Source organism: Sphingomonas prati, from assembly GCF_014643515.1.
GTDB lineage: Bacteria > Pseudomonadota > Alphaproteobacteria > Sphingomonadales > Sphingomonadaceae > Sphingomonas_R > Sphingomonas_R prati.
In genome coordinates this window covers 676,426-691,184 of the sequence record NZ_BMJP01000001.1, presented here as the reverse complement: position 1 = coordinate 691,184, position 14,759 = coordinate 676,426, and the positions used below count along the sequence as shown (strand labels likewise).

Below are 14,759 nucleotides of genomic sequence, written 5' to 3'. Positions count from 1 at the left end.
GGATCAGGCGGCCGACAGGCAGAACAGGATCGCCTCGATCACGCGCTTGGTTTCGGTGACGTCGCGGATCGCGACCGAATCGACGCCGGCGGCACGCACCGCATAGTCGTTGCCGCCCGGATAGATCGCGTCGCCCATGAAGATCATGTCGGTCGTCGCGATGCCGGTGATCTCCGACAGGCGGCGGATGCCGTATGCCTTGTCGATACCCTTGCGCGTGATGTCGAGCGAGGTGGAGCCGCCGGTGCGGACGGTGAATTCGGGCAGGACGGGTTCGAGGATCGCCTGCATTTTCTTGCGCTTGGCGAAGTCGGGATCCCAGGCATGCTTGGCGTCGAGCGGAGCCTGCTGACCGAGCGCGGAGAAGGTGATCTGGCTGCCGCGGTCCTCGATCTTGTCGCCCCAGGCGGGATCGTCCTGCAACCCGGCCTCGACGATCGCCTTGTCGAGTGCGGCGAGGATGGTGTCGCGCTCTTCCGGGCTGAAATTGTCGGCATAGATCTGCGTCCAGCCTGCGCCCTCGTTGCGGTAGAGCTTCGTGCCCGAGGTCGGCATGGCGAGCAGGCGGGAGAGGTCGGCGTCCTTGGGCAGGTTGCCGATCAGCTGCGATTCGAACTGCGGCCAGTCGCCACCGGAGATGACGGCGACGGTGGCGACGGAGGTGAGCCGGGCGAGCAGCGACGCCATTTCCGCGTCGATCGCCTGCTTGCTCTCGGCCAGCGTTCCGTCGAGGTCGAATGCGATCAGCTGCTTCATGCGGGCATCACCTTTTGCGGGCCCGGGGGTCGGGCATCGGTGGTGCGACAGATAGTGGGGGATGGCGGTTCCGGCAATCGCGGAAGGCGCGCCGCACCCCTTTGTATGGGGTGCGGCGCGTTGGTGGGGTCAGCGGATCGAGGTGGTCGCGGGGGCCATGAGTGCCGGGTTCGCGGCGGTTGCGGTCGCCGGAACGGTTGCGGCGGTCGGCGCCGGTGCTGCGGCGGGCGGTGCGATCATCGCGGTGCCGGCGGGCGGCGGGGGCGGCGGTGCGCGATCCGGACCGGCGGGGCCGCCGCGCGGGTCGGGACCGCCTGGGCCACCTGGACCACCCGGACCACCGGGTCCGCCCGGACCGTGGGGCGGGGCGCCGAGCGGGCCGACCTGACGGACCTTGCCGGCGGCGTCGACCAGGAAGGCGGCGTGGACCGAGCCGTCGTCGAAGCGGCCCTGCACGGTGATCGGCTGGCCGACCGCGAAGCTGCCCGCGTCGGGACCGGCATCGACCAGCATGCGCCCGGTCGGGTCGGCGACGATGAAGCGATCGCCATAGACCTCCGCGATGCGGCCGCGGATCGTGACGATGCCTTCGGTGCCGAGCGCGCGGATCGCGGTCGGGGTGGCGGGCGCCATGGTGGCGGACGGGGTGTAGGCGTTGACGGCAAGTGCGCCGGCCCCGCCGCCGACGGCGAGCAGCACGGCGGCGGTGAGCGCGGTGCGGCCACGGCCGAGGCGCTGGAAGAGGTTCGAGTCGGTGGTCTGTGTCATCGGACTGTTCCTGTACGGTTGCGATGCGACTCGATCTAGCGGAGCCGGGATCACCGACGCTGAACCGCGGCGTTCAGTTTGGGTTTAGTCGGACGGCATAGGCGGGCGGCGAGGAGACTGAAGCGATGCGGATACTGCTGGTCGAGGACGACGCGGCGCTCGCGGACGGGATCGCGCGGGCGTTGCGGGCAGAAAGCTTCGCGGTCGACGTGGCGGACAATGGCGAGGATGGCGGGCATCTGGGGTCGACCGAGCGGTACGACGCGGCGGTGCTCGACCTTGGCCTGCCGCGGCGCGACGGCGTGTCCGTGCTGCGCGAATGGCGGGCGGAGGGGCGCAACCTGCCGGTGCTGATCCTGACCGCGCGCGACGGGTGGTCGGCGAAGGTCGAGGGGTTCAAGGCGGGGGCGGACGATTATCTGGTGAAGCCGTTCCGCGTCGAGGAACTGGTGATGCGGTTGCGCGCGCTGGTCCGGCGCGCGGCGGGGCATGCGTCGGCGCAGATTGTCTGCGGGCCGATCCTGTTCGATGCGCAGATCGGGACGTTCGAGCGCGACGGCCTGCCGCTGAAGCTGACCGCGTTCGAGTGGCGCGTGCTGTCTACGCTGATGCTGCGCAAGGAAGTCGTGGTCGAGCGCGGAGACCTGATCGAGCGGGTGTACGAGGGCGATGCTGACGTCGATTCCAATTCGATCGAGGTGATCATCGGGCGGCTGCGGCGGAAGATCGGGCCGGAAATGATCGAGACGGTGCGTGGGCGCGGATATCGGCTGACCGCGGATGCTGCGGCGTGAGCGGGTCATGAGGGTTGTGCCGCGGTCGCTGGTCGGGCGGTTGCTGGCGATCTCGACCGTCGTGACGCTGGCGGCTCTGCTGTTCGCGGGGTTCGCGATCGGGGGGGTGCTGGAGCGGTTTGTGATGACCGGGTTCGACCAGCGGCTGGATGCGCAGCTGTCCGTGCTGACCCGTGCTGTGCGGGCGGACGGGACTTTGGACACTGGGCGTGTGGTGGATCTGCCGCCGTTCGGGGAGGCGGGGTCGGGCTGGTTCTGGCGAATCGATGGGCCGGGCGGGGTGGTGCGGGCGAGTGGCGTGGCGGATGGGGTGGTGCCGACTGCGCGTTTGCGCGGGCCGGGGCCGGGGCCGGGTGGTCCTGGGGATCGCGACGGGACGTGGCCGGGGGATGTGCGCACGGCGGGCGGTGCGCTGCATTATCGGCAGGTGGCGCTGGCGACGGGGCGGGGCATGGTGACCGTGACGGCGGGCGGGCCGCGGGCGGTGGTGACGCAGCCGTTGCGCGCGGCGATGACGCCGTTGCTGCTGTCGCTGGGGCTGTTGGGACTGGCGCTGGCGACTGCGACGATCGTGCAGGTGCGCGTCGGGCTGCGGCCGTTGCGCGGGCTGGCGGTGGCGCTGGCCGATGTGCGGGCGGGTCGGCGGCAACAGGTGCCGGACGACCAGCCGACCGAACTGACGCCCGTGGTGGCGGAACTGAACGCGCTGATCGTGCAGAATGCGGCGGGGCTGGACCATGCGCGGCGACATGTCGCGAACCTGGCGCATGGGCTGAAGACACCACTGGCGGCGCTGGGCGTGCGGCTGGCGGAGCCGGGGCGCGATCCGGACGGGACGCTGGGCGAGATGGTCGCGCGGATCGATGCGCAGGTGCGGCACCATCTGGGCCGCGCGCGGGCGGTAGCGCCGGGCGCGGCGCAGCGGTTGCGGACGGAGCTTGCACCGGCGGTGGGGGACCTGGTCGCGGTGCTGGAACGGGTGCATGCGGAGCGGGCTTTGGCGGTCTCGGTGTTGGTCGGCGCGGATGTCGCGGTGGCGGTGGATGGGCAGGATCTTTCGGAGATGATCGGCAATCTGCTCGACAATGGCTGGCGGCATGCGGCGGGGCGGCTGGAGGTGACGGCCGAGCGCGCGGGGGCGATGGTGCGGATCGCGATCGAGGATGATGGGCCGGGGTTGTCGGGCGCTGCTGCGGAGGAGGCGATGGTGCCGGGGCGGCGGCTTGATGAGCGTGGCGACGGGCATGGGTTCGGGTTGCCGATCACTCGGGAGCTGGCGGAGTTGTATGGGGGGAGTTTGCTGCTGGAACGCGGGGTGCTGGGCGGGGTGCGGGCTGTGTTGGTTTTGCCTGCGCCGGTTGGGGGGTGATTAAGGCTGCCCCCGTATGGTTCGAACCTGTCGAGAACTTTGCGCGGGGTTCTCAACAGGCTCGACCCGAACGGGGTGGGGGTTGGGGTTCGATTGGCGGCGTCGCGCTTACTGTGCGTGCAGTGTCTCGGCTGCGCGCGACGAGTGCGTCAACTTCGCTCGGCACAGGCGCGCTGGGGGGATTTTTGGCCGGGTCTTGCAGCCTCTTGCCCGGTGAACCTTTGCCTTGAAACAGCGGGCGCGTTCTCGACAGGCTCGAACCGAACGGTCTTGGGGTGGTGCTAGCCTGATGGCGTTGCGAGTGCGGCGCCGTTGGCGTCTCTGCTTCGCTCGACTGGTCCCTCGATTTCGCTCGGGATGGCCGGTTTCTTAAGCGACCGCTTTGGTGAGTGTTTGTCAGTTCACGAAGAAGTACGCCCGCCCGCGCCTTCGCGACGCGGGCGGGCGCTGCTCACATCAGTTGTTGTTGCCGCCCATGCCGGGGATGTTCCCCATGCCGGACATCGCGGTGCGGCCGAAGTTGGCGATTATTTCGCCGATTTCCTTGGCCTGTTCCATGTTACGCGCGCTCTGTTCGCGGACATAGTCGCCCTGGACCTTGAGGACGTCGCCCATCGAGCCGGCGGAGGCCGCGGCGCGGAGCGCGGCAAAGGCTTCGCGGACGTTGGTTTCGGCCTGGTCGAGGATCTTGCCGTTCAGTTCCTTCGAGGTTTCGGCCGCCTTGCCGCCGGCTGCCTTCAGCTGATCGGTCGCATCCTTCATCGATCCGGTCATCGCGTCGGCGGCGTTACGGGCTTGATCGGTCATCATCACTCTCCTGAGCTTTGACGTCGTCTGCGTGGCGACGTCGGCAATCCTTATAACAGATCAAGAAGCGATGGGCTCCATCCGCGGTTCGCGGCGAAGCAGCGCACGCATGCCACCAAAGGCAGCGAACGAGGATGACAAGGTTGTCAACGTCGGGGTAGGAGGCAGAGGCCCGCGGCGATGACGGGCGACCGGCATGACCGGAGACGAGAGGACCGAGACGATGCAGCATCCTTCGGACGCACTGTTGCTGTTCGGCGCGACCGGCGACCTGGCGCAGCGGATGCTGCTGCCGTCGTTGTTCGGGCTGGACGCGGACGGGCTGCTGCCGCCGAACCTGACCATCGTCGGCACGGCGCGCAGCATGCTGGACGACGAAGGCTACCGCGCGGTCGCGGCGAAGGCGCTGGAGGATCATATCGACGCGGAGCGGCTGGTGCCCGCCGCGGTCACGCGGTTCCTCGATCGGCTGCGCTACGTGCCGGTCGATGCGGCGGACCCGGAACAGTTCGTGGCACTGGCCGATGCGGTGGGCGATGCCGGCCGGACCGGGGTGTCGATCTTCCTGTCGACCGCGCCGAGCCTGTTCGGCGCGACGATCGCCGGGCTGAGCCATGCCGGGCTGACCGGGCCGGAGGTGCGGCTGGCGCTGGAGAAGCCGCTGGGCGCGGATCTCGCGTCGAGCCGGGTGATCAACGATGCGGTCGCGGCGGTGTTTCCGGAGGAGCGGACGTTCCGGATCGACCATTATCTGGGCAAGGAGACGGTGCAGAACCTGCTCGCGCTGCGCTTTGCCAACACGCTGTTCGAGCCGTTGTGGAACGCGACGGGCATCGACCATGTTCAGATCACGGTGGCCGAGACGGTCGGGCTGGAGGGGCGGACCGGTTATTTCGACGGGTCGGGAAGCCTGCGCGACATGCTGCAGAACCATATGCTCCAACTGCTCGCGCTGGTGGCGATGGAACCGCCCGCGCAGTTCGATGCGACGGCGATCCGTGATGAAAAGGTGAAGGTGCTGCGCTCGCTGCGCCGGATCGACGCGGCCGACGCGGCGCGCAACAGCGTGATCGGCCAGTACGGCGAGGGGGCGGTCGCCGGGCAGCCGGTGGCGGGATATGCGACCGAGCTGGGCCGGCAATCGTCGACCGAGACGTTCGTGGCGATCAAGGCGCATGTCGACAACTGGCGCTGGGCCGGGGTGCCGTTCTACATGCGGACCGGCAAGCGGATGCCGTCGCGCCATTCCGAAATCGTGATCCAGTTCAAGCCGGTGCCGCATTCGATCTTCGCCACCAAGGGTGCCGTGACGCAGCCCAACCGGCTGGTCATCCGGTTGCAACCCGCGGAGAATATCCGCCTGACGATGATGACGAAGGTGCCCGGGCTGGACCGCGACGGCATCCGGCTGCGCGAGGTGCCGCTGGATATCGGGATGGCCAATGCCTTTGCCGATACGCGCCGGCGGATCGCGTATGAGCGGTTGATGCTCGACCTGATCGAGGGCGACCCGACGCTGTTCGTCCGGCGTGACGAGGTTGAGGCCCAGTGGGAGTGGATCGACGGGATCCGCGCCGGCTGGGGCGCCAACGGGATGGAGCCGAAACCCTATGCGGCGGGGACATGGGGGCCATCGGCGGCGATCGCGCTGACCGAGCGGGACGGGGTGAGCTGGAATGACTGAGATCGCAACCGTCGTCGCCGCCGTCACGGAGCGAATCATCGAACGATCACGGGAGGGGCGGACCGCCTATCTCGACCAGATTGCGCGGGCGCGGGACCACGGCGTGGATCGCAGCCGAATGGGCTGCGGCAACCTGGCGCACGGCTTTGCGGCGAGTGGCGAGGACAAGGCCGTAATCCGCGCGGGCGGGGCGATGAACATCGGAATCGTCACCGCGTACAACGACATGCTGTCGGCGCATCAGCCCTACCACCGCTACCCCGAACAGATGAAGCTGTTCGCGCGCGAGGTGGGTGCCACGGCGCAGGTGGCGGGCGCAGTGCCGGCGATGTGCGACGGCGTGACGCAGGGCCAGGCGGGGATGGAGCTGTCGCTGTTCAGCCGCGACACGATCGCGATGTCGACCGCGATCGGCCTCAGCCACGGGATGTTCGAGGGCGCGGCGCTGCTCGGCATCTGCGACAAGATCGTGCCGGGGCTGCTGATGGGCGCGCTCAGGTTCGGGCATCTGCCGACCGTGCTGGTGCCGGCCGGGCCGATGCCGTCGGGGCTGGCCAACAAGGAGAAGCAGCGCGTCCGGCAGTTGTATGCCGAGGGCAAGGTGGGGCGGGCCGAGCTGCTGGAAGCGGAGTCGGCGAGCTATCATGGCGCGGGGACCTGCACCTTCTACGGCACGGCCAACAGCAACCAGATGATGATGGAGGTTATGGGCCTGCACGTGCCTGGCGCTGCGTTCGTCAATCCGGGTACGCGGCTGCGCACCGAGCTGACGCGCGCGGCGACGCAGCGTGTGGCGGCCATCGGCTGGGACGGGGACGACTACCGGCCGCTGGGGCGGTGCGTGGACGAGAAGGCGATCGTGAATGCGGTCGTCGGCTTGCTCGCGACGGGCGGGTCGACAAACCATGCGATCCACATTCCGGCGATCGCACGGGCGGCCGGAATTGTGATCGACTGGGAAGATATCGACCGGCTGTCGGCGGTCGTGCCGCTGATCGCGCGGGTCTATCCGAACGGATCGGGCGACGTGAACCATTTCCAGGCGGCGGGCGGGATGGCCTATGTCATCCGCACGCTGATCGACCACGGGCTGCTGCATGCCGATATCCTGACGATCGCGGAGGGGGGCCTAAAGGCCTATGCGCGCGATCCGTTGCTGGTCGACGATGGGCTGACCTGGGTCGATGGGCCGGCCGAGCCGCTCGACCGGACGATGTTGCGGCCGGTGTCCGATCCGTTCCTGCCCGATGGCGGCATGCGGCTGGTGCAGGGCAATCTGGGCCGTGCGACGATGAAGACGAGTGCGGTCGATCCGGAGCGCTGGACGATCGAGGCGCCTGCGCGGGTGTTCACCGATCAGGATGCGGTGCTGGAGGCGTTCAAGGCCGGCACGCTGACCGGTGATCTGGTGCTGGTGATGCGGTTCCAGGGGCCGCGCGCGAACGGAATGCCGGAACTGCACAAGCTGACGACGCCGCTCGGCATCCTGCAGGATCGCGGGTTCCGCGTGGCGCTGGTCACCGACGGGCGGATGTCGGGCGCATCGGGCAAGGTTCCGGCGGCGATCCACGTGTCGCCCGAGGCGCTGGCGGGCGGGCCGCTGGCGCGCGTGCAGGACGGCGACCTGATCCGCGTGTCGGGTGATCGCGGAACGCTGGACGTGCTGGTCGATGCGGAGACATGGGCGGCCAGGGTGGATGCGTCGCCGCCGCCGGCACCGATCGGCACGGGGCGCGAACTGTTCGCGTTTATGCGCCACGGTGCGGACGAGGCGGAACGCGGCGCATCGGCCATGTTGGCCGCAGGAGGATTGTAATGGAAATCGTCGCCGTCGATATCGGCGGAACCCATGCGCGCTTCGCGATCGCCGAAGTGAGCGGCGGGCGCGTGCAGTCGCTGGGCGAACCGGTGACGCTGAAGACCGCGGAACATGGCAGCCTCAGGCTGGCGTGGGAGGCGGCGGGCGAGGAGATGCGCCGGCCGATCCCGCGCGCGGCCGGGATCGCGGTCGCCACGCCGATCGGCGGCGAAGTGCTGAAGCTGACCAACAATCCCTGGGTGATCCGGCCGGCGTTGATCAAGTCGCGGCTTGGGGTGGACGACTATGTCCTGGTCAACGATTTCGAGGCGGTGGCGCATGCCGTGGCGCAGGTGGGCGAGGACGACCTTCGGCATCTGTGCGGGCCTGACGTGGGACTGCCCGAGACGGGGATGATCACGATCGTCGGGCCGGGGACGGGGCTTGGCGTCGCGCATCTGTTGCGGACCGCGGACGGCTATCACGTGCTGCCGTGCGAGGGCGGGCATGTCGATTTCGCGCCGTTGGATGCGCTGGAGGACCGGATGCTGGCGGCGCTACGCAAACAGTATCGCCGCGTGTCAATCGAGCGGATCGTGTCGGGTCCGGGGCTGGTCAACATCTACGAAGCGCTGCCCGATCCGCATGGGACCGCGAAACATTATCGCGACGACAAGATGCTGTGGGCCGCGGCGCTGGACGGCAGCGACAGCCGGGCGGCGGCGGCGCTCGACCGGTTCTGCTTGAGCCTGGGCGCGGTGTCGGGCGATCTGGCGCTGGCGCACGGCGCACATGCGGTGGTGATCGCCGGCGGGCTGGGCTTGCGGATCGCGGATCATCTGCCGACGTCTGGCTTTGCCGAGCGGTTCGTCGCAAAAGGGCGGTTCGAACGGATCATGTCGGCGATGCCGGTCAAGTTCATCACCCATCCGCAGCCGGGCCTGTTCGGGGCGGCGGCTGCCTTTGCAGGAGCATACCCGGCATGAAATCCGTCGAAAAGGTGATGCGGGCGGCCCCCGTGATCCCGGTGCTGGTGATCGAGTATGCAGCGCACGCCCGCCCGATCGCCGAGGCGCTGGTCGCCGGCGGGCTGCCCGTGCTGGAGGTGACGTTGCGCACCGAGAGCGCGCTGGACGTGATCCGCGAGATGGCGAAAGTCGAGGGTGCGATCGTCGGCGCCGGCACCGTACTGAATGCGGACGACCTGGCGCGCGCGCAGGATGCCGGCGCGACGTTCATCGTGTCGCCGGGGCTGACGAAGAAGCTGGCCAAGGCGGCGGACGCGGCGGACATCGCGTTCCTGCCGGGTGTGGCGAATGCGAGCGACATCATGCTGGGGCTGGACCTTGGGTTGCGGCACTTCAAGTTCTTCCCCGCGGTGGCCAATGGCGGCATCCCGGCGCTGAAGAGTTTGCTCGGGCCTTTCGGGAGGATCGCGATCTGTCCCACGGGTGGGGTGACGCAGGCGACTGCGGCGGAGTGGCTGGCGATCCCGCAGGTGTTGTGCGTGGGTGGGTCCTGGTTGGTGCCGGCTGGCGATCTGGATGCTGACGCTGTGCGGGCGGCGGCTCAGGCTGCGGCCGGGTTGGCGCGCTGAGGTTCTGATGCTGTGCCCCGGCGGAGGCCGGGGCCTGGGCGAAGCGGTTGCGTCTAGGCCCCGGCCTTCGCCGGGGAACTGAACAGGCTTTTATAGCCTAAACCCAATCCCGCTTATCCCGAGCGCAGTCGAGGGGTTCCTTCGAGCGTAGTCGAGAAGCGTGATGTCGGAGACCTCGGCTTCGGTCGGTCCGTCCCTCGACTACGCTCGGGATGGACGGGGTTAGGGAGATTACTTCCCCCGACGTTCCCGCCGCGCCGCGCGCCAGGCATTCGCGCGGCGGAAGAGGCCGCGTTTGGAGAGGCCTTCGAACATTTCGCCGGGGCCTTCGGGGTCGAGGATCTCGTTGTCTGCCAGCCATTTCTCGACGGTGCCGAGGTCGGGCGTTTCGTAGGGGCGGAGCGAGCGGCCGGGGCCGCGGAGCGCCTCGATCGTGGCGATCAGCGATCCGGTCGCCTGGATATGGTCGGCGACCTTGTCCTGTTCGGCGCCCAGATGTTCGGCGATCAGCGAGTTGCGGATCGCGCCGATCCGGGCACGGCGCGGATCCTCCTCGTCCGCGCGCAGATCGACCGCGACGTCGCATTCGGTGTCGAGCCGCAGCGAGCGGTTATTCATGTTCGACGAGCCGACGCGGATCATATGTTCGTCGACGATCATGACCTTGGCGTGGACGTAGATCGCCTCCCCGTCGCGCGTGAAGGGGTGGTAGATCCGGAACCGCTGGTGCGGATCGAGCTTGCGCATCGCCTCCACCAGCCGCGAGCGGGCGGTGTCCATCGCGATCGGCTCGAGCCAGCCATTGGCGGTCAGCGGATTGACCAGCACGATTTCCGGACCGTCGGGCTCCTGCAGGCGCTTCACGATCGCCTCGGCGATGCGGCGCGACGCGAAATACTGGCTTTCGGCATAGATATGCCGCCGCGCGGCGGCGATCATGTCGAGATAGAGCTGTTCGATCTCGTGCACCGGCTCGATGTCCGGCATGTCGGGATGGGTGCGTGCGATGGCGACAGGAACCTCGCGGAAATCGGGGTCGAGCGAGTCCGGCCAGCAATCGACGCCACCCTGCACCGCATCGACCTTCATGCCCCCGGCCAGCATCCACCGGTGGCGGACCATGTCGCCGAAGCGTTGCGTGATCGGGCCGGACATCGCGCTGGTCGCGTCGTGCCAGGGCGGGTGCGGCGTGCCGTTGGGGCGGACGCGCAGCGGGTTGCCGTCGGCATGGTGGCGGTCGTCCCAGCGGTCCGACGTCATGTCGATGCCGCCGCAGAAGGCGAACATGTCGTCGATCACGACGATCTTCTGATGATGCGACGCGCCGGTCGGGTGCTTGCCGTCGAGCTTGGTATGGATGCGCGGGTGGCGCATCCAGCGGAGCAACGTGAAGATCGTGCGGCCGCGAAACAGCGACTTGATCGCGCCCATGTCCCAGCGGAGGAGATAGACCTCGAGCGTCGGCTTGCGTTCGACCAGCCAAAGGATGAAATCGCCGACCGTTTCGGGCTCGCCCGGTTCGAGTGGTTCACCGCGCAGTTTGATGCGTGCGTCGAAATCCCAGCCGACGAGCATGATGCGGCGTTCGGCCTTCATCATCGCTTCGCGGGCGCGGCGGAAATAGTTGGCGGCGTCGATCACGACGGCGAACCGATCCGCCTGGTCGACGCACCAGCTGTTGTGGCCGGGGCGGAAGAAATCCGGGGTGGCTGGATCGGGATCGCTCATCCTCGGTCTTTCGACGACTGACGCGCGGACGGCAAGCTGTGCGAACGAGAATCGACAAATTCCAAGGGACCGTCGGGCAGGAAAACGTCATGGTCCGGTGGACCGGCAGAAAGGGGTTCGGTTCTTCGGGCCGGGGGCGTTGACGATGCGCGATACAATGAATGTGCGTCGGTTTTGTCCGGCCTGGTGCCGGGATGCCTATCGCGAGACAGACGTTTCGCGTGCCCCATCGGGTTCTGATAGCGTGAACCGTTGAGGGCGGGAGGATCACGGGATGATGATCGATAGACGGGGGTTGCTCGTCGGGGCCGTTGCGCTGGGGTGCGGCGGCCGTGCGGGAGCCGCACGGTGGACGGGCGGCGCGGCGTTGCGAGCGACGCTGGCGGGGCTGGAACGACAGAGCGGCGGGCGGCTGGGTGTCGCGGTGCGGGACCGGGCGACCGGGGGCGTGTTCGGTTACGCGGCTGACGCGGGGTTTGCGATGTGCAGCACGTTCAAGGCGCCGCTGGTCGCCGCGATCCTACATCGTGTCGATCAAGGCCGGGAGCGGGGTGACCGGGCGATCGCGGTCGGGCGGGACGATATCGTGCCGCATGCGCCGTTCTGCGAAACGCGGGTGGGCGCGCGCGCCACGGTGGCCGAACTGTGCGAGGCGGCGATCGTGCCCGATTGTCGGGGGACCGGGCGGGCTGACCGCGTTCCTGCGCCGGACGGGCGATCCCGCGACCCTGCTGGACCGGATAGAGCCGGCGTTGAACAGTGCCACGCCGGGCGACCCGCGCGATACGACGACGCCCGCGGCGATGGCGGCCAGTCTGGACCGGCTGGCGCTGGGACCCGTGCTGACGCCTGCGTCGCGCGCGATGTTGACGGGGTGGATGGCGGCGAGCCGGACGGGCCTCGGCATGTTGCGCGCGGGGGTGCCGCGGGACTGGCGCGTTGTGGACAAGACCGGGCGGGGGCAGACCGGGACCAGCGCGGTGATCGGTGTGTTGTGGCCGCCGGCGCGTGCGCCGATGGTGATCGCAAGCTACCTGACCGAAGCGAAGATCGAGGGCGCGGCGGCGGACGGGGTTCACCGCGATGTCGCGCAAGCGGTGGTGGCGGCGTTGCGCGGCTAGGTCAGGTCGCGATCCGCGCCGGGCGCAAAAAAACCCGGCTACGCGCTGCGTGACCGGGTCTTTCTATGGTGGGCGTGGCAAGGATTGAACTTGCGACCCCTGCGATGTCAACACAGTGCTCTACCACTGAGCTACACGCCCGCCGTGGGAAGGCCTCTAGCCGGGGTCCGCGGGGGGTGCAAGCGGACTGTTGCGGAAAATCTTACAAACCGGTGACGGTGCCCATTTCGAACATCCGGTCCACTTCGAGCACGAGGTCGCGAAGGTGGAACGGTTTGGACAGGACGCGCGAGTTTGGCGGGGTCTGCTGGCCCTTCAGCGCGACCGCGGCGAAGCCGGTGATGAACATGACGCGCATGCCGGGATTGATGACGGTCGCACGCTGTGCCAGCTCAATGCCGTCCATTTCCGGCATGACGATGTCGGTGAGCAGGAGATCGAACGCCTCGTTCTCCAGCAGCGGCAGCGCCGCCGTCCCGCGGTCGACCGCCACCACGGCGTAACCCGATCGTTCCAGTGCGCGCGCGAGATATTCCCGCATCGAATCATCGTCTTCGGCCAGCAGGATGCGCGTCATGCAATAGGGTTCCGGCCGTTGGTCATCGATATCCCTTATGCTGTCAGCCCTTAAGATTCTCCAAGGGGTGCCCGCGACTTAATCGACGGGTGACGGGGGGCCGGAAGCGCGTATCGACGGTTGGTCCGGATCATGCGGCGCGCTATGGCACGGCATGGATATCAGCCCTTTCCGGACGGTCGGCCCGTGCGTGCCGCGGACGCCGGTGGTGATCGCGGTGGGGCATGCCGGGCGAAGCTATCCCCGGGCGCTGGTTGCAGCGGCGCGCGTGCCGGTCGATCGGCTGATCGGGCTGGAAGATCGGCATGCAGACCTGCTGGCGGCGGCGGCGGTGGACGAGGGCGCGACGGTGATCGTTGCCGACATGGCGCGCGCGTGGATCGACCTGAACCGCCATCCGGACGAGCTGGACGGCGAGATGATCGATCCGCCGCCGCCAGCCGTGGGGTTGCGCGACGGGCCGCGGATCCGCGCGGGGCTGGGGCTGGTGCCGCGACGGATGGCCGGGGTGGGCGACATCTGGCAGGGACCGATTGCGGCGGCCGACCTGGCCGGGCGGATCGCCGGGGTCCATGAACCCTACCACCGGGCGGTGGCCGATGCGCTGGACGAGGCTCACGCCGCGCACGGCGTCGCGGTGCTGATCGACCTGCATTCGATGCCGCCGCTGGCCGGGCGTGACCGCGGCATCACGGTGGTGGTGGGCGACCTGAACGGGGCGAGTGCCGATCCGGCGGTGACGACGGGCGCCATCGATGCGGCGCGGGCGGCGGGATACCGGGTGGCGCGTAACCGCCCCTATGCGGGCGGATACGGCGTCGATCGGCATGGCCGGCCGCGGCAGGGCGTCCATGCGGTGCAGATCGAGCTGTGCCGGTCGCTCTATCTCGACGCAACGTTCCGCCTGCCGGGGCCCGGACTCGTGCGGGCGCAACAGTTCGTGGCCGCGCTACGCCGGAGGCTGGCGCATGCCCTGCCACGCCACGACCAGCAGGCCGCGGAGTAAAAAAAACCACCCCATGCAAGCATGGAGTGGCCAAGGTTCAGGGAGGAAACACACCCCCGGAGGGATGCATTCAGTCTGGCCGTGAAAGGGGGGGGAACACGGCCTGACAATTCTTAAATAGTCCCCTGGTCGGGGGATTCAAGCGTAAATTGTGCGGCGCGGTGGTAGCGCTCGCCAGACGGTGCGTTCAGCGGCGGCCGGACCCGGGCAGCATGCGGACGAGCACAGTGTCGCGATCGACGAAATGATGCTTCAGCGCGGCGGCAACGTGCAGCGCGACCAGCGCAAGCATGGCCCAGCCGAGCAGTTCGTGCGCCGCATGGCTGATGTCGCCACCGGCGGTGACCGGCAGGAACGGGACCGGGAACAGGCCGAACCAGTCGAGCGGATATTTCTTCGCGCCGGCCGAGACCATCCACCAGCCTGTGGCGGGCATGAGGATCATGAGTGCGTACAGCGCCCAGTGGGTGATGTGCGCGACGGCGCGCTGCCACCCCGGCACGTCGCCGGGGAGAGCGGGGGCCGGGTGGGCGAGCCGCCACATCAACCGCGCGATGCTGAGCGCCAGGACGGTGATGCCGATCGATTTGTGGATCGGCATTAGCTGCACGCCCCTCAGCGCGTCATGCAGCAGCCCGATCGCGAGGTTTGCGATCACCAGAACCGCGATCGTCCAGTGGAAGGTGATAGCGACCGACGAATAACGTCGGCCGCGATCCCGGTCCGGACGATAGGGTTCCGGTGCGAGCATGGC

Annotated in this window: 14 protein-coding genes, 1 tRNA gene and 1 pseudogene; 9 read left to right on the top strand and 7 right to left on the bottom strand. The window is 68.6% G+C overall.

The genetic code is table 11. From position 1 onward, the window contains the following. Positions 1-3 precede the first annotated feature (3 nt). Positions 4-756: an HAD-IIB family hydrolase gene (locus IEX50_RS03060; protein WP_157175713.1), complete on the bottom strand. Its 753-nt coding sequence runs from the start codon at positions 754-756 to the stop codon at positions 4-6. Between the two features lie 129 nt (positions 757-885). Then, entirely contained in the window at positions 886-1,524 is a 639-nt protein-coding gene (locus IEX50_RS03055; protein ID WP_157175714.1) for a hypothetical protein, read from the bottom strand. 125 nt (positions 1,525-1,649) lie between these two features. Between IEX50_RS03055 and IEX50_RS03050 the strand changes: the two genes are divergently transcribed. Together IEX50_RS03050 and IEX50_RS03045 are read left to right on the top strand one after the other, a co-directional pair. Next, positions 1,650-2,318, top strand: coding sequence for a response regulator (locus IEX50_RS03050; RefSeq protein ID WP_157175715.1), 669 nt, complete (start codon positions 1,650-1,652; stop codon positions 2,316-2,318). Positions 2,319-2,325: 7 nt separating this feature from the next. Continuing rightward, on the top strand, positions 2,326-3,687 hold the full coding sequence (locus IEX50_RS03045; RefSeq protein ID WP_157175716.1) for a sensor histidine kinase: 1,362 nt from the start codon (positions 2,326-2,328) through the stop codon (positions 3,685-3,687). 456 nt (positions 3,688-4,143) lie between these two features. Here IEX50_RS03045 and IEX50_RS03040 read toward each other — a convergent pair whose 3' ends face one another. Continuing rightward, positions 4,144-4,494 (bottom strand): phasin family protein, encoded by a 351-nt coding sequence (locus IEX50_RS03040; protein ID WP_157175717.1) that lies wholly within the window; start codon positions 4,492-4,494, stop codon positions 4,144-4,146. Positions 4,495-4,717: 223 nt separating this feature from the next. Between IEX50_RS03040 and zwf the strand changes: the two genes are divergently transcribed. Genes zwf through eda form a run of 4 tightly spaced genes read left to right on the top strand, consistent with a single transcriptional unit; the run spans position 4,718 to position 9,573 of the window. Next, positions 4,718-6,178: a glucose-6-phosphate dehydrogenase gene (gene zwf, locus IEX50_RS03035; RefSeq protein ID WP_157175888.1), complete on the top strand. Its 1,461-nt coding sequence runs from the start codon at positions 4,718-4,720 to the stop codon at positions 6,176-6,178. After that, complete coding sequence (gene edd, locus IEX50_RS03030; RefSeq protein WP_157175718.1) at positions 6,171-7,994, top strand: phosphogluconate dehydratase; 1,824 nt, start codon at positions 6,171-6,173, stop codon at positions 7,992-7,994. Before zwf ends, edd begins: the two co-directional genes overlap by 8 nt. Further along, a complete protein-coding gene (gene glk / locus IEX50_RS03025; protein WP_157175719.1) occupies positions 7,994-8,962 on the top strand; it encodes a glucokinase in 969 nt (322 codons plus the stop codon). The genes edd and glk overlap by 1 nt, the downstream gene beginning before the upstream one ends. Further along, a complete protein-coding gene (gene eda, locus IEX50_RS03020; protein WP_157175720.1) occupies positions 8,959-9,573 on the top strand; it encodes a bifunctional 4-hydroxy-2-oxoglutarate aldolase/2-dehydro-3-deoxy-phosphogluconate aldolase in 615 nt (204 codons plus the stop codon). The genes glk and eda overlap by 4 nt, the downstream gene beginning before the upstream one ends. 231 nt (positions 9,574-9,804) lie before the next feature. Here the strand turns inward: eda and IEX50_RS03015 are convergent, their stop codons facing one another. Then, positions 9,805-11,301 (bottom strand): phospholipase D-like domain-containing protein, encoded by a 1,497-nt coding sequence (locus IEX50_RS03015; RefSeq protein ID WP_157175721.1) that lies wholly within the window; start codon positions 11,299-11,301, stop codon positions 9,805-9,807. 274 nt (positions 11,302-11,575) lie between these two features. Between IEX50_RS03015 and IEX50_RS17780 the strand changes: the two are divergent. Together IEX50_RS17780 and IEX50_RS17630 are read left to right on the top strand one after the other, a co-directional pair. After that, positions 11,576-11,953: pseudogene (locus tag IEX50_RS17780) on the top strand (serine hydrolase); the annotation flags it as partial. After that, a complete protein-coding gene (locus IEX50_RS17630; protein ID WP_268237744.1) occupies positions 11,895-12,422 on the top strand; it encodes a serine hydrolase in 528 nt (175 codons plus the stop codon). The pseudogene IEX50_RS17780 and the gene IEX50_RS17630, both read left to right, overlap by 59 nt. Positions 12,423-12,488: 66 nt before the next feature. Here IEX50_RS17630 and IEX50_RS03005 read toward each other — a convergent pair. Together IEX50_RS03005 and cpdR are read right to left on the bottom strand one after the other, a co-directional pair. Next, positions 12,489-12,563: transfer RNA gene (locus tag IEX50_RS03005), tRNA-Val, on the bottom strand. 61 nt (positions 12,564-12,624) lie between these two features. Next, on the bottom strand, positions 12,625-12,999 hold the full coding sequence (gene cpdR / locus IEX50_RS03000) for a cell cycle two-component system response regulator CpdR (RefSeq protein ID WP_157175723.1): 375 nt from the start codon (positions 12,997-12,999) through the stop codon (positions 12,625-12,627). Positions 13,000-13,153: 154 nt separating this feature from the next. Between cpdR and IEX50_RS02995 the strand changes: the two genes are divergently transcribed. Beyond that, complete coding sequence (locus IEX50_RS02995; protein ID WP_157175724.1) at positions 13,154-14,005, top strand: N-formylglutamate amidohydrolase; 852 nt, start codon at positions 13,154-13,156, stop codon at positions 14,003-14,005. A gap of 187 nt (positions 14,006-14,192) precedes the next feature. On the opposite strand, the gene IEX50_RS02990 is transcribed toward IEX50_RS02995, so the two are convergent. After that, the gene (locus IEX50_RS02990) at positions 14,193-14,756 is read right to left on the bottom strand and encodes a cytochrome b (RefSeq protein WP_157175725.1); all 564 of its coding nucleotides are present in this window, start codon (positions 14,754-14,756) and stop codon (positions 14,193-14,195) included. Positions 14,757-14,759: the final 3 nt, after the last annotated feature.